Below are 14,706 nucleotides of genomic sequence, written 5' to 3' on the forward strand. Positions count from 1 at the left end.
AATGAACCAACTTATTCAAGACTATAAAACGTTACTTGTGGGTGAGCCAAGGCTTCGACCAGTTGATGCTGCAATGCAATTGGGGGTGAGTGAGGCCGAACTGTTATATGCTCAGCTTGATGAACCGGTAACAGCGTCAATAACGCGCTTAGATGAGGCGCAGTTGCCTGAGATTCTCAAAAGCTTAAAAAAGTTAGGCAAGGTCATGGCATTGACTCGCAATGGCTCGGTAGTCAATGAGATCAAAGGAGTGTATGAAAAGCTATATGTCTCAGAGAATAACGGGAAATTAAGTGGCATTGCTATTAATCCCGGAGGCATTGACTTAAGGCTATTTTTATATCGCTGGCAGAGTGCCTTTTTAGTTGAAACTGAGCGCCACACAAGCTTCCAATTTTTTGATAAACATGGGTGTGCAGTACACAAAGTGTATACGACTGCGGATTCAGATTTTAATGAGCTAGTAAATATAAAAGCACGCTATCAATCGATATCATCGCGCCCATTGACCGTTGTACCTTTTGAGTCAGCAGAGGTTGAATTAACATCACCGAGCACATCGCAGCTAGACAACTTTAGAACGCAATGGGGTGAACTTGAAGATGTACACCACTTTCCAAAATTGCTAGCGTCGCATCAACTTGAGCGCTTACAAGCACTGGAATTGGTAGGCTCGCCGTGGAGTTTTGAGCTTCATAATTTTGCACTTGAAGATATTTTTCAACAGGCAAAAACATTCAAGCAAGAGATCATGGTATTCGTAGGTAATCAAGGTGCGGTGCAGATTTTTTCTGGCAAAGTCGACAACCTCAAACAAGTTGGTTCTTGGTATAATGTGCTTGATCCTGATTTTAACCTACACATAAAAGCTGATGAGCTAACACGTGCATTTGTGGTTAGAAAACCAACGGATAATGGGGACACTGTGGTGACTTCAATAGAGTTTTTCGATGCCAATCGTGAGACGGTATTAACATTGTTTGGTCGCAGAATTGAAGGCAAAAAACAAACCAACGAATGGCAAGCACTGTGTGAAAGGTTGATCCATAAAGGACAAGTCGCTGCATAATACTTGAGCTAGTATGAGGCTAGTGATATTGAAGAGGGCTCTATAAACGAGCCCTTTTACTCAAAGGTAGAAAATGGATGCTGTTGACTTCTAGTGATTCAAGTAATTATTTACCAAGTTCTATCATTTCAATGATTTTGCTGGCTTTCTCGAAATGATTTAGCCGGTGTGTTTTTATCCACCAAGTAGCAGCTTCCATTAACAGCTCTGGATCATCATTTTTATTAGCAAAAAAAGCGTAAAATGAGACACCAACATTCTCACCTTTGTGCTTAATCTTTTTAGTGCAAACCTCTATCACTTTGGTTCTTAAAGAATCACGCATTGGATATATCTGGGGGAGTGTATAATGCCTGCCACCATACACATCACAAATAGCGAATACAAGAGCAGCTTACGTTAGTGTGCTTATAGGTTAATTACTTCAATCTCAAGTTAATTCAGGGAATTAGTATCATAACAGCGACCATCGCACTCAAATGAATGATTAGCGTGCTCCTTAGTTGTTCGAAGAGTGAACTTTAAAGTTCAATCACGTCATAATTTTCGATTAAATGCGCAAAGATAAAGTCAATTTACTTTTCAGTATATAACAACAATGGCTTCTGCTATGTTATATTGTACTGAATTTATCATTCATGAAATCGAGGTCTTTTTGAAAAATAAATTACTACTCTCACTTTTGGTGGCATCTAATGGTGTCATTGCGCAAGATGTTGTTCAATCAAACTCAAGTGAAGACATTGAACACATTGAAGTTAAACGTGTATGGCAACCTTACCGTGGTAATGTGCCTATAGTTCAAACTCCGCAAGCAGTCGATATGATTAGCTCTGACACGCTAGAGAGTGAGAGCATTACCCGTTTTATGGAAGCCCTAGAGCTTTCACCAAGTATAGTTAGACAGAATAACTCAGGTGGTATGTTCGATAGCTTTGCCATTCGTGGTTTCTCTGGAGATGAAAATAACCCATCAGGTTACCTAGTGAATGGCTTTAATTCTCGAGGTTATAACGGTAATAGGAACACCGCTAACATCGAAAGTATCGAAGTGATGAAAGGTCCAGGCTCTGCACTTTATGGACAAGGTGAACCGGGTGGCACTATCAATATCATCACCAAAAAACCGCAATTCGACGAACAAGGTTATATTCAAACAACATTGGGTAATTACAGTAAGAAACAGTTTGAATTTGATTATACCAATGCCTTGAATAAAGAGGCCGCATATCGACTAAATGGTTCATACGAAGACTCAAATACACACCGAGATCATGTTTCAGTCGAAAGCTTACATTTATCGCCATCGGTAGTGTGGAATATTTCTGATAACACCAGCCTGAGCTACGAAATGGAAGTACTCGATCAGAAAAAGCCTTTAGATAGAGGTGTATATATTCTGAATAATAGCTTTGATGGTGTGAAAGCGGATGCTTTTTACGGAGATATTCGTGATGGCGCGCACCAAGTTGAGGCACTAGGTCATCAGTTAGTGTTAACTCATAAGTTAAACGGTGATTGGCATTTACTGACAGGTTTTGCTTACCGAGACTCTTCTTTTAAAGGCCTATCTTCTGATACTGAGTTATCAGCCGGTAGACAACTGGTTTATACCGACGAAAATCTACTGTCGCGCCAACGAAGAGATCGAGATTATCAAGCTCTCGATGTATCAGCCCGCTTTGAATTAAATGGCGAAGTTGAACTTGGCAGCTTAACACATAATATTTTAGTGGGTGTTGATCACTATAATCTTGATATAGATACCGACTACAAAGTATGGCGCACGGCATGGGGCTCGGGTGATACGACTTATACCATTGATCCTCACAATCCAGATTACACTCAAGTTCAACCTGAACCAGTACAAAAAACGCTGACAGAGGAAAATCAAAAAGGCTTAGGCCTTTATGCCCAAAATCTCATTGAACTGACTGAAAAGTCAAAGGTGTTAGTGGGGGTACGCGTTGATAAGTTTGAGCAAAACATTCTTAACTTACGCAGTGATGAAGCTCAAAGCCAAGAGCAAACTGAGTTTACACCACGCTTTGGTCTTATTTATAGTGCGAATGATCAAGTTAATCTGTATACAAGTTATGCCGAAGGCTTTAGACCAAATCCGGGTCTTGATTCAAACCGTAATGCGTTCGAACCAGAAGAAACCAAATCATTCGAAATCGGTGCAAAGTGGCAAAGTATTGCAGGTCGTTTTTCGGGGAGTATTGCACTTTTTGATGCGCAAAAAACCAACATGTTAACCGCTGAGCCAGATACGGGTTTATCGGCAACATTAGGTGAAGTTGAAAGCCAAGGTGTTGATTTTCAACTAACCACTGAGCTGACAGGTGATACAGTGCTTGAATTTGCTTATGCTTACACAGATGCAAAAACAGCAAATGACGTGGTTAATGCCGATTGGGGCGTGCCTATTCCAAAAGGCTCGCGTTTAATTAATATTGCTGATCATATTGGCCATGTTTCACTAAAACATTACACCACACTTTTAGGTAAAGTATCTTACCTTGGTGCAACTGTAAATTATGTGGGTGATCGTTTAGGCGAAACAACAGATGCAAACTTCATTTTGCCATCATACACTCTCGTTAACTTGTCAGCATCGATAGAGATAAGTGACAAGGTAAGCATGAAATTCGATATCAATAATCTGTTTGATAAGGCTTACTTTGAAAATTCTTACCACAAGCTTTGGACTATGCCAGGTTCACCAACAACTTACAGCGCGACGGTGAAGTATCAGTTCTGATCTTAAATATGAGCTAACAGTCTTAGTGTGTTCTAAGTAATTTCACTATTTGAAAAGCAGCAGCTTGAGTAATCGAATTTAACTTGAACTTGGGGTAAGTGTTTGGTTAATAAAAAATACCTAAGTTCAAAAGGTGCAATATCACGCTAGCCAAAAGTTATTTCTTAATACAAGACAAGTTTGTGTGTTAATAGTTAGCCTATTGCAAACAAATTTAACGCAGCTGTTGGGATAACAGCGGCCAGAGAACAAGTTATTAGCCCGAATTCAGGTTATTTAGGCTGTTTTTTCATTTAAAACACGAGAAAAGGTGTAATGAATCATCTTCAAAACAGTAAAACGCGCTTGCCGTCCATTGATATACTCCGTGGCATCGTGATGTTATTTATGCTGGTTGATCATGTGAGAGAACGTTTCTTCTTACATGCTCAAGTGCTTGACCCTATGGACATTCAAACTACGAGTCCAGAACTATATTTTACCCGTTTAAGTGCACATTTTTGTGCGCCAATTTTTGTGTTTTTGACAGGTCTGTCTGCTTGGCTGTATGAAAACCCCGCAAACGGTGCAAAGCGTTCAGCTCAGTCATTCTTGCTAAAGCGAGGCTTATTTTTAATTTTGCTAGAAATGACATTAGTCAATTTCTCTTGGTTTGGCGCTTATCAAACAGTTTACTTGCAAGTTATCTGGGCCATTGGCGTGAGTATGGTGGCTTTAGCCATTGTGGTCGCTTTACCTCGAAGCACCATCGCAATATTGGGTGTAATTATAGTGGCGGGGCATAACTTATTATCGCCCATAGAGTTTGCGCCGCATGAGATTGGTTATTCGCTATGGACGATTTTGCATGACCGAGGATATTTAGTCACAGGCGCTTTAATTAAGGTAAAAGCCTCTTATCCAGTTTTACCTTGGATTGGTGTTATTCTGTGTGGCTATGCGGTGGGACCTTTATTTTCTAGTTCAATAACTTCGCAAAAGCGAAGAACTATGTTGATGCAAAGTGGAGCGCTGCTTTTATTAGGGTTATTGATTTTAAGAGGGTTAAACATTTACGGCGAAACTCTTGAATGGTCTCAACAGGCAACCGCGCTTTTGACTGTGATGGACTTTTTCAACTTCACCAAATATCCACCGTCTCTTGATTTTATTTTATTGACTTTGGGAATTGGCGCATTTGTATTAGCGGCGTTAGAAATAAGCGCATTCAAGCTGTTAGAGCCTGTAAGAATTTTGGGCTCGGCTCCCATGTTTTTCTACATCATGCACTTATACGCATTGCTTGTTTCTAGCATGGTGGCGCAGTGGTTATTTGGCAAAAACATGCATTATGGCATTGATAAAACTGCATATTTCGGCTTTTATCACGTCTGGCAAGTGTGGCTTTTTGCGATGTGCTTAAGTGTACTTTTATACCCTCTATGCAAATGGTTTGCGGAATACAAACGCAAGACATCAGCGCACTGGATTAAATATTTTTAGTGACCCAAGAGAGAATTGATAGAAGGAATAGATAGCAGGTACCCACTATAACGAAGGTAGAAATTGCAATGGGTGTCTGCGCTCGTTGCGTTTTCAAGTTGGTTTAAAATTAGTCGTGATGTTTTTATTTTTGGAAAATTCACTTTGCCTTTCCTTGAAAAATAACACAAAAATATCTCGATAATATTTTTGGTAGTTTCGCTAAATGCTAAAATTAATTACAAATTAAGAGGTTGTGGAAATTGCAGACTCTCACCAAAACATAATCTCTCTTGTAATAGATGTCCAAGTTATTTTCTCAAGCAATTATTACTACTCAGATACCACTGCATCAATTTCAGTTTCTACCAGCCACTCAGGATCAATGAAACCTTTAACCTCGACAAACGTACAAGCAGGACGCTGAGTCGAAAATAGCTCTCCATGGGCTTTAGCTGCTTGTTCCCACTCTTTGATATTAGTGAGCATTATCCTAGTGCGAATGACATCTTCAATGCTGCCACCTGCTTCTTCAATCGCTTTGAGCGAAATCTCCAAACAATATTTCGTTTGTTCATACACGTTTCCAATAAATACCGTTTTACCATTGGCTATCGGAGCGGTGCCAGCTACGGCTATGTTTTGACCTATACGACACGCGCGAGAGAACCCAATTGGTTCCTCTAGATGAGAACCAGAACTTACCAGCTTTCGCATATTCTTTCCTTAGCGCTATAACAGTAAATAAGCGGTTAACTCTTGATTACCCACTTATCTACCAATTGAAAAACAAAGCTTCAGCTAAATTTATTTTGTAGTTTTAATAACCTATCAGCGATAAATTATAATATCAATGAATAAGTCGCCAATCCACGGACACACACTCCACGCTCAATATAAGTACAAAGTGCAGTAAGAAAGCTGAAGGGAAGTCACAGGTTCCAAGGTTGCACAGATAGAAGTTGCAGTGGGTGTCTGTGTTAGTATTTATAAATTATCACGACTAGTTAAAATAAACTTATCTTTATGTATTTCATACAATTAACTCCGTAAATGTAAGATAATATCGGCCTCGATCCTGCTTAAAATTGAGCGCCCACCATCAGATTCAAGGTCAATTTCAACCCAACCATCCGACCCCATAAATTCAGCATGAGAGAAACTGAGCACCGCAGTCTCTGGCATAAGACCTTTTAATCTGAATATCCCTATTGGGGTTTGAATTCTAGTGATTGTAAATTCCATCTAGGTTTCTCTGTAGCGATCTTGTAGAAGTAAGATAACAAAGAACTTTGGCAAGCTCTAACAATTAATTTTAGGGCTTATATCATGAAGAACTCACACGCGAAGAAAAGTGCGCTACGTACAGTCAACTCAGTAAATGTATTTTATTAGTCTAAACTATGAGTAAGCAGCTGGTGGCAGGTGTACTTATGAGAATACAACTCATCTACCTTGTTTTTTTATTCACATTAACTTCAATACAAGCACAGCCAAAAATAACTAAGCTGACAGGTGGGCATAATGCGTGGCCACCCTATATCGAAGAAAACGGCAAGGGTCTTATCAATGATATTGTGTCGGCAGCCTTTCGAGCACAAGGAATTGAATTTGAAATAAAAACCGCACCATTTAGTCGTATTATGATGATGGTTGAAAATCGGCAAATAGATTTAGTTGTAGCACTTTGGGAAACTGAAGAAAGACGTAAAAGTATCTTATTTAGCGCGCCTTACTTTTACAATGAAATGGTACTAATCAGTAAAAAGACCAACCCAATCGACTATCAGGGGCTTAAAAGCTTGCGCTATCGAAGTGTAGCGACTGTTCGAGGATACGGTTATCACGCGTTACTCGATGGTATTGATGAATTACGCATCATCGATGTGCTTAATTTACATACCTGCTTGGAGCTGGTGAATAAAGGAAGAGCTGAAGTTGCCATTGCAGATTATCTTGCGTTTGAATATGAACGCTCAAAAAAGCTTGAATACAATCAACTACAAGCATATCACCCTGCGCTTATTCGCTGGCCGCTTCATATTGGCGTGAGCATGTTACATCCCAATGCCGAACAGATCATCAGGCGCTTCAACCTTGGTCTTGCCCAAATCCAAGGAAGTGGCGAATATAATAAGATTTTGTCCACGTACATAGAAGATAATCGATTTAAAGTGGCTTTGAGCACCGTCCCTTAACTTCCTTTATATGGTGTCCACAATAATATATATAAAAATATTGTGTTAGTTTTTACCTTGTTACCATCATAAATACCGGGTTTGAGTTGTCATAGAAAGCGTTTTGAACAGTTAATAATCCAAGTTTTAAAAATAAGACGAATAAAGCGCCTCATATTGTGGTCAAATATCTTTGAATAAGATAAGCTCGCCGCCAGTTATGTGACTGGCTAGAAATAATAGTAAAGTTCAAACAAGGATGTATTTTACCCCGATTGTTCGCACGTTACGCGTCGCTGTTGCTTGTGTTCGTTTACCTTACATCCTGTTTCACCCTTTGCGCCATCAAAGCCAGTTTGTAGTACACACAACCAACAAGGAAACCGCATCATGACTCAACACTATTTTGGCAATTGGTATAATGATTATACCTCAGGGAATCTAACTGTATTGAAAAACGCATTGGAAGCGGGAGATACCAAAACAGTGGTTGCGCTTAGTGAAGAATTATTTGATAGTTATCTTGATGTAACCGCAGCGCTTGAGATAAAAGAAATTGAAAAATATGCTGAAATAATGGGAGATGTGCTCACTGATATCAAGCTTGATGTTTGCATGGGAGAATTGGTGGATCACCATCAGCCAGATTATATTGAAATGGCTTGTCGCAATAGTATTGCGCTTGGAATTGGCTTCCCATTTTATGACTATTACTCAACTGAAATGACCGCAAACCGAATGGAGTTTGATGTTGAGTTTTTCGAAAGTACAGTTGAGCCTGGTTTCAAGCAATTGCATCAAGCTGGGAGAATGTCTATCACTGTATTTTTCAAATTAGTGTGTGATATCGTGGGTTATCTAGATCCCATTCCATATACAGCTGATTATCTGTTCCGTTTACTACAACGTCCTGAGATTGACATTAGTACGTTTTCAGAAGAGGAATTCACCGAGTGCCTCGACGTATGCTTCGGCTTTTATCATCTTAACCCTGAAATTTTCCGCTTGTTTGTTAAGCAAGCCAAGGGTCGTAAGGCGACCGAATCAACCGAGGTATGGCAAGAATCTCGGGAGTATTATTTAATCACCTATCAGTTCACTTCATCTTTCGGTGAACGTTGTGCTTGGTATGAACACGAGGAATCATACATTGCTGCCTTCGCTGAGCTTAAACACAGCGGAATAGTTTCTGATGTAGAGGCAGAGGTTGTCGATTGTCTAAGAGCGGATCGGCTAGATAAGTTAGCAGAAGTGTTTATTAACGCATAAACAAATACTATCAGATAAAACTTATTGGTTTTATTTGGTCAACATGCTGCGAAATTAGAGAGCAGACACCCATCGTAATATAGATACAAATTTGAGAGGGTGTCTGTGTTAATTTGCTTTAACTCTCATTATTGATTTGAATTAACTTTGGGTTGGCTAGCCTTTTATATAGTATTTTTATATCGACATACTTGTGTAGCACTAACTTTATAATGTTCGACGATTGAATCGACTGAAACTTCAAATTGTAAAGATATGTCGATATAACAGTTCGGATCTGTTTTACTTGCTATGGTATCTAATGTTACGTAGTTAGAAGTGCCAGTAAGGCTTTTTATCATAGTAGAATTTTTGTCTTCTTTTGGTGTGTTAGAAGATAACCAATCTTTAAAATCATTATAATTATTGGATTTTTGACGTTGTCCTTCGATTTTAGCGTTCCACTCATCTACTACTTGTTTGCTAATTTTACTATCTACTTTTTGTTGTTCAGAGCACCCTAGCAGGTTAACCAATACCAAAAGGATAAATAAAAGCGAGTCACGCCGTATAGTGATATAACGCCCGTTAGAGCGATAGGTTAGCAGTTTAAATCCAAACATCATTTTCAGCAGTTAGCTCGCCAACTCTTTCACCTGTGTTGATAACACCCCTTGGCTCAACGAGTAACACCTTACATTCCGCTCTAGCGGATGGCTTGTGTTCAACACCTTTGGGGACAACAAACATTTCGCCCTCTGCAAGCGCAATTTCACTATCTCGAAACTCGATTACCATTTCACCCTCAATCACTAGAAAAACCTCATCAGTGTCATCATGCTTGTGCCAAGTAAAATCATCTTTAAATTTGGCTAATTTAAATTGATAGTCGTTCATTTCAGCAATAACTTTGGGAGTCCAGAATTCGCTGAACATTGAAAATTTTTCTTTTAAATTGATTTTTTCTTTCAAGTGAAAACCTCTCTAGATTGAACTAACTAATACTTTTCTCAATGACGGTAAAATAGCTGGGCAAATCAGCGTGGCTTTTGCTTAACGATGTACCCATTACACCTAAAGCTGGTTATATAAGCAATTATATTTTTATACATATGTTGGGTGTACTGTATTTTCCTGAGTTGGTGAATGACCATTTTAAGGGGGAAAAATTACAGTCTACCCACTACAGCATAGATGCAAATCGTGGTGGGTGTCTGTGCTAAGCTCCCCAACACAGATGCTAAGCTCCCCAACACAGACACCCACCATAAAAATTAATGAGCTATGCCAGTTAAAAACACTGAATCAAACAGAACGTGAAGCACAGATTTTTGTCGTTAACTTGTTAGACAGTGTGAGTGTTCAGTTTGCCCCACACGAGCAGATGGCTCAAGACGTCGATTAGTTGATGAAATAAGGGCTAATTATGGGTTGGCGGCTGGGTATATGTCACTCAGCGCCTGGCCGAGATGAAATGACAAAATGACTCCAGCCTGATAATTCCCTGACAATTGTTCATTACACTGGTAGGGATTAAGGTGTTATTTTACTTTTTTCTATCATTGCACTGCTTTCATTGATGGCTTACCAATACCCCAAGGTGTGATAACACGCAGCGTATTAAAGTTATCGCTTTGTCAGATTAATACTGGCTCAGGATCGAAAGTGACTTATTAATCGTAACTATCGAGGGTTTACTATGCATTATTCTTTAGGTTTTATCCTACGTATATTGGCAGGGGGGGCGGTTCAACCAACTCATATTCCCGTTTGAGAGCAAAACGGATGACCCTAATCAACATGTACCGAACGTAACCACGTTGAGAGACTTTGAAGCGGTGAGTTTGCAATGGATGGGGCACAGTGAAACGCTGAATGTATATATGTTATCTAACAAAGAAAACAGTCTGTTTAATTTTCTATTTAAGTCGTGGACTTTGATATAAAGGAGTAAGAACAGTGGTGCTTTACCAATATCTCAATACAACATTCTATACTATGCAAGAGCTACTGGATGTGGCCAATATTTCCGAACAAGAGCTGAAAGCGCTTCAGGATAGTCAATTAATGCCTCGGGCTTCCTATACGCTCAACGTGAATTTAGGGTGTGATTCCTTCTTTGGTCAATTTAAAGAAAACCATATACTGACTTTTTACGCAAAGGGTTATGCATCTTGGCTGAACGTTATTTTGGAAGAGCAGGATCAAACCAAGATTTATGCTTTATTCTCGGCACGTTACCGAAAAACGCTTACGCGACTTGGTCGCCTTGGATATGTCTCCAGTCATCCTAAATTAACGACCTCTCTGTCGAACCATATTGCGGATGAATGGCAGCACTTTTTGGATGGCACCTATGGCTTGTGTACTCAAACTGGCTTGCCAGAGGACATTGCTGCCAAGGAATTTGCCATCATAAAAATTAATGAGCTATGCCAGTTAAAAACACTAAACCAAGCAGAGCGTGAAACACTGATTTTTGCCGTTAACTTGTTAGACAGTGTGAGTGCTCAGTTTGCCCCACACGAGCGAGCGAATAGCTCAAGACGTCGATTAGTTGATGAAGTACGGGCTAAGTATAGGCTGGCTGCTGAGTCTATTTCGCTCAGCGCCTTGCTGATATGAAATCACAAAACAACTTCCCCCTGATAATTCCCTAACAATTGGTCATTAAACTGGGGACTGATCAAGGCATTATTTGCTTTTTCTGTAATTACAAGTGCTTTCAGTGATGACTTACGAATACCCTCGGGTGTGATAACACGCAGCGTATTTAAGTTATCGTTTTGTCAGACTAATACTGACTCAGGATCGAAGGTGACTTATTAACCATAACTATCGAGGATTTACTATGCATTATTCCTTAGGTTTAAGCCTATTTAGCCTGTGTATATTGACAGGCTGTGGCGGTTCAAAAAACTCAACACTCCCGCTTGAACGTGAAACGGATGACCACAATCAATATGTACTGAACGTAACTACGTCGGGAGACTTTGAAACGGTGAGTTTGCAATGGATGGGACACAATGAAACGTTGAGTGCTGAACAAGACTATCAGTTTACGCAGGCAGGAAAACAGTTTAAAGCGCCAGACATCAAGGTATCGTCTATTGCGACACAGTGTGATTCCGAAATAAAGGAAAGTGAAAAGCATACTTATGAGTTAACGGTAAACTGTGTTACCAGCCAGGTGAAGGTACACGCCGACATTGGCCCTGCATACGGGCTGGATATTCGCTATGGTGACACGGTACACCCGTTCAATTCAGAAACGATTGTGTTTGATTATCAGCCAGGTATAGTGCCAAAAGTTGCAGATTTACAGGGACCACAGACGTGTACACTGGCTGAGAAACTGTCGGGATTAGAGTATCAGCTGGCGTGTGAGAGTTTTACTGTTAGTTTGTTGGGCAGAAAACTGGCGATATCAAGAGATAATCAAGCGCCGAAAATTGTCTGGGAGAATGCCAATAAGCGCCTGATAAGACAGGGTTATGAATGGTTTGATGAGGGAGTGTGGTTTAGCTCCTGGGACGAGAATGTGCACATGGTTCACAAACTTGAGTTTGAAAATGGCCAGCCCATGGGGGTTGTTAATTTCAGTTTTGATGCATACACGGTAAAAGCGAACAAAGGCAAACTCTATGCGCTATCCTCTCCTGTCGGTAGTGACGCTAATCAGATAGCGCAGTTCGTTGATGGGCAGTGGGAAACGGTTGCCATATATGATGATATGAAGATCTCAGGTGGTTTTTCACAGAATAATGAAGACCTGTATTTTAACCTGAATAAGGACGCAGGGGGTCATGCATTGGGTCAAATTAAAGACAGTGGGTACATTTACCCTAAAGTAATTTCTGAGCAGATAGACGTACCCAGTTTACTGCCTGCGTTTAATTACGATGGGCGCAACTATTTTGCAGGTTATACCCAGCAGGGTAACTTGTTGGTGAATTATCTGGACACTGTGCTGCCTTATCGGGATGAGGCGGTATTTGAGTACGAAAATGTCGGCGATGTAACACTTTGGGAAGATAGCCAACAAAATCAGTACTTGTTTTATTTGCAGAACAATCAGGCAAAGCAGTTCAATGTCAAAATCAACGGCGTTGAGGGAACTGTGGCTCTTGATTTAGACGAGCTAAACAGTGAACCTGTTAACTGGCTGGGAGGCGACCTGACCACGTTATTGGCCGGCACGGCAAATGAGGGGGATGAATTTGGTCGCTTAAGTTATATCAAAAGTGGTGACGTGGCAATCAACCTCGCAGGGTTAAAAGCTAGGCTGGTAACCGATAAGGATATTTATGTGGTGCTACCAAACTGGCGAAATCAGGATCTCTACTTCCCGCAAAATCACAGTAAGGTCTCAACCCAAGTTGTGGCCCAAGGAGGCTATTTGTTGGGTTATGTTGGTGACACCAGCAGCACGAATGCAACAGGAGAGCTATGGCTTCTGTCGGCTCATGATGCACACAAAGTGTTTTCAGGTGTGTTGTGGCACAACTATCTTGACAATGAATACTATATCGATGCAGTGTCGGAACATCATGTTGTCGTGCAAGGAACCGGGAGTGAGATGATGGCAATATCAATCGACACCCAGTAAGCGTTATGTCTGGTGAGCCTGTTTAACAGACAGTCTAACTAGGGTCCTTCCAAAGCAGTAAATGTTAGCGTAAAGCAGGCTCCCTCGTTGGACTTACTGTTTACGCCTATATTACCATCCATTTGACGGGTGAGGCGGGCACAAATATCCAGTCCAAGACCCTGGCCTTTTGTGTCTTGCTGCCCAGGTTCACGATAATAACGATTAAAAATATCTTCTATTCTATTGGGATCAACCCCAGGCCCTTTGTCGATAACATGGATGCAAAGCTGGGTCCCTTGAGGTTCGACAATAAGCCGGATTTCACCGCCCTGAGCAGCGTATTTAATCGCATTTTCAATCAAGTTTAGCAGCACCTGATTTAAGCGCTGGGCATCTAGCATTACCTTTCTGTTGTCGGTGCAATTGCAAAACAGCGTCATTCCTTTTTGCTCAACCAATGGCCGATAAGTCTCACATAAGTCTCTGATAAGGTTTGCTGGCTGTAAGAGTTGTATATCTAAAGCGGTGAGAGAGACCTTACCACTGCTAAGCGCATGTAAGTCCTCAATCAGCTTATCTAATGAAACGGTCTGACCTATCAGAGTGTTAAATTGATCGGATTCGGCAGGTAATATACCGTCTTGGATCGCTTCTATTCTTGCTCTTAAACTGGTCAGGGGAGCCCTGAGTTCGTGGGCCAAATCGGCCGTAAGCTGATCGCGCTGTGCAGTGGTTTTTGCCAGCTCAGCCGCCATTTGATTAAAGCGCGTGATCAGTACAGCAAATTCGTCATTACTTATATGCTCAACCTGGGTACGGTAATTGCCTGACTCAATACGTCTAAAGGCACGGCTCAAAGACTTTATGGGTTTCAGGAAGTACCATGCGCTAAGCCATGACACGAGCACCGCCAACACACAGAGTATTGCGAGCCAAAAGGCAAAGTCTCTGTGCAGTAAAGCGCGCATATCGATATCCTGACTATGCTGTTTTAGAATGTCTTTTGAAAACCATAGTACTTCAGTATGCTGCTGACTGATTTGTACCACGACAGGTTCCATAAACGCCTGCATAACGATCGTCTTGTTTTCATCTGTGACAGTAAATTGATGACTAGGAGATGAAATAAGTACCTCTAATTTAAAGTCATGTTGATGAAATGTATGCTGTGCGACTTTATCATTGACTAGCACGATAAAATAATGATTTGGATACGTTTTTTCTAACAATGCAATCAACTCAGCTTGGGAGTCAAGGGGAGAGAGGGCATGTATAAATTGAAACATCTCAAGCTCCTGGGTGAATGCGCGTGAGAGCGTGATGAGTGCACTGCTATCAAACTTAATGATCGCCTTGTTAGCACTGAAACTGGAAAGTAGATAATAGCTGCCAAGTA

General features: G+C 40.7%; 14 protein-coding genes. 8 read left to right on the top strand and 6 right to left on the bottom strand.

Annotated elements, in window-relative coordinates; translation table 11 throughout:
• Window position 1 precedes the first annotated feature (1 nt).
• Complete coding sequence (locus HUZ36_RS10255; protein ID WP_176032769.1) at window positions 2-1,069, top strand: hemin-degrading factor; 1,068 nt, start codon at window positions 2-4, stop codon at window positions 1,067-1,069.
• Window positions 1,070-1,175: 106 nt separating this feature from the next.
• Here the strand turns inward: HUZ36_RS10255 and HUZ36_RS10260 are convergent, their stop codons facing one another.
• Window positions 1,176-1,394: a DUF6500 family protein gene (locus tag HUZ36_RS10260; protein WP_128730658.1), complete on the bottom strand. Its 219-nt coding sequence runs from the start codon at window positions 1,392-1,394 to the stop codon at window positions 1,176-1,178.
• A gap of 330 nt (window positions 1,395-1,724) precedes the next feature.
• On the opposite strand from HUZ36_RS10260, the gene HUZ36_RS10265 reads away from it, so the two are divergent.
• A complete protein-coding gene (locus HUZ36_RS10265; RefSeq protein WP_176032770.1) occupies window positions 1,725-3,833 on the top strand; it encodes a TonB-dependent siderophore receptor in 2,109 nt (702 codons plus the stop codon).
• 315 nt (window positions 3,834-4,148) lie between these two features.
• Entirely contained in the window at window positions 4,149-5,315 is a 1,167-nt protein-coding gene (locus HUZ36_RS10270) for a DUF1624 domain-containing protein (RefSeq protein ID WP_176032771.1), read from the top strand.
• Window positions 5,316-5,627: 312 nt separating this feature from the next.
• On the opposite strand, the gene HUZ36_RS10275 is transcribed toward HUZ36_RS10270, so the two are convergent.
• Complete coding sequence (locus tag HUZ36_RS10275) at window positions 5,628-6,011, bottom strand: RidA family protein (RefSeq protein WP_125252655.1); 384 nt, start codon at window positions 6,009-6,011, stop codon at window positions 5,628-5,630.
• 324 nt (window positions 6,012-6,335) lie between these two features.
• Window positions 6,336-6,539 (bottom strand): hypothetical protein, encoded by a 204-nt coding sequence (locus tag HUZ36_RS10280; protein ID WP_176032744.1) that lies wholly within the window; start codon window positions 6,537-6,539, stop codon window positions 6,336-6,338.
• Between the two features lie 188 nt (window positions 6,540-6,727).
• Between HUZ36_RS10280 and HUZ36_RS10285 the strand changes: the two genes are divergently transcribed.
• Both HUZ36_RS10285 and HUZ36_RS10290 read left to right on the top strand, forming a co-directional pair.
• A complete protein-coding gene (locus tag HUZ36_RS10285; RefSeq protein WP_176032772.1) occupies window positions 6,728-7,492 on the top strand; it encodes a substrate-binding periplasmic protein in 765 nt (254 codons plus the stop codon).
• Between the two features lie 369 nt (window positions 7,493-7,861).
• Window positions 7,862-8,740, top strand: coding sequence for a hypothetical protein (locus HUZ36_RS10290; RefSeq protein ID WP_176032773.1), 879 nt, complete (start codon window positions 7,862-7,864; stop codon window positions 8,738-8,740).
• A gap of 164 nt (window positions 8,741-8,904) precedes the next feature.
• Here the strand turns inward: HUZ36_RS10290 and HUZ36_RS10295 are convergent, their stop codons facing one another.
• Window positions 8,905-9,345, bottom strand: coding sequence for a hypothetical protein (locus tag HUZ36_RS10295; RefSeq protein ID WP_147391093.1), 441 nt, complete (start codon window positions 9,343-9,345; stop codon window positions 8,905-8,907).
• Complete coding sequence (locus HUZ36_RS10300; RefSeq protein ID WP_252095701.1) at window positions 9,329-9,691, bottom strand: cupin domain-containing protein; 363 nt, start codon at window positions 9,689-9,691, stop codon at window positions 9,329-9,331. Before HUZ36_RS10300 ends, HUZ36_RS10295 begins: the two co-directional genes overlap by 17 nt.
• Before the next feature lie 244 nt (window positions 9,692-9,935).
• Here HUZ36_RS10300 and HUZ36_RS10305 point away from each other — a divergent pair, with 244 nt between their 5' ends.
• The 3 genes from HUZ36_RS10305 to HUZ36_RS10315 all read left to right on the top strand — a co-directional run bounded on the left by HUZ36_RS10305 (window position 9,936) and on the right by HUZ36_RS10315 (window position 13,328).
• A complete protein-coding gene (locus tag HUZ36_RS10305; protein ID WP_176032774.1) occupies window positions 9,936-10,124 on the top strand; it encodes a hypothetical protein in 189 nt (62 codons plus the stop codon).
• Between the two features lie 554 nt (window positions 10,125-10,678).
• Window positions 10,679-11,344, top strand: coding sequence for a DUF6058 family natural product biosynthesis protein (locus tag HUZ36_RS10310; protein ID WP_147391091.1), 666 nt, complete (start codon window positions 10,679-10,681; stop codon window positions 11,342-11,344).
• Between the two features lie 226 nt (window positions 11,345-11,570).
• Window positions 11,571-13,328, top strand: coding sequence for a hypothetical protein (locus HUZ36_RS10315; protein ID WP_176032775.1), 1,758 nt, complete (start codon window positions 11,571-11,573; stop codon window positions 13,326-13,328).
• Between the two features lie 38 nt (window positions 13,329-13,366).
• On the opposite strand, the gene HUZ36_RS10320 is transcribed toward HUZ36_RS10315, so the two are convergent.
• The gene (locus HUZ36_RS10320) at window positions 13,367-14,596 is read right to left on the bottom strand and encodes a sensor histidine kinase (protein WP_176032776.1); all 1,230 of its coding nucleotides are present in this window, start codon (window positions 14,594-14,596) and stop codon (window positions 13,367-13,369) included.
• Window positions 14,597-14,706 lie beyond the last annotated feature (110 nt).

Origin of the sequence: Pseudoalteromonas sp. McH1-7 (genome assembly GCF_013366255.1) — a bacterium.
Taxonomy (GTDB): Bacteria; Pseudomonadota; Gammaproteobacteria; order Enterobacterales; family Alteromonadaceae; genus Pseudoalteromonas; species Pseudoalteromonas peptidolytica.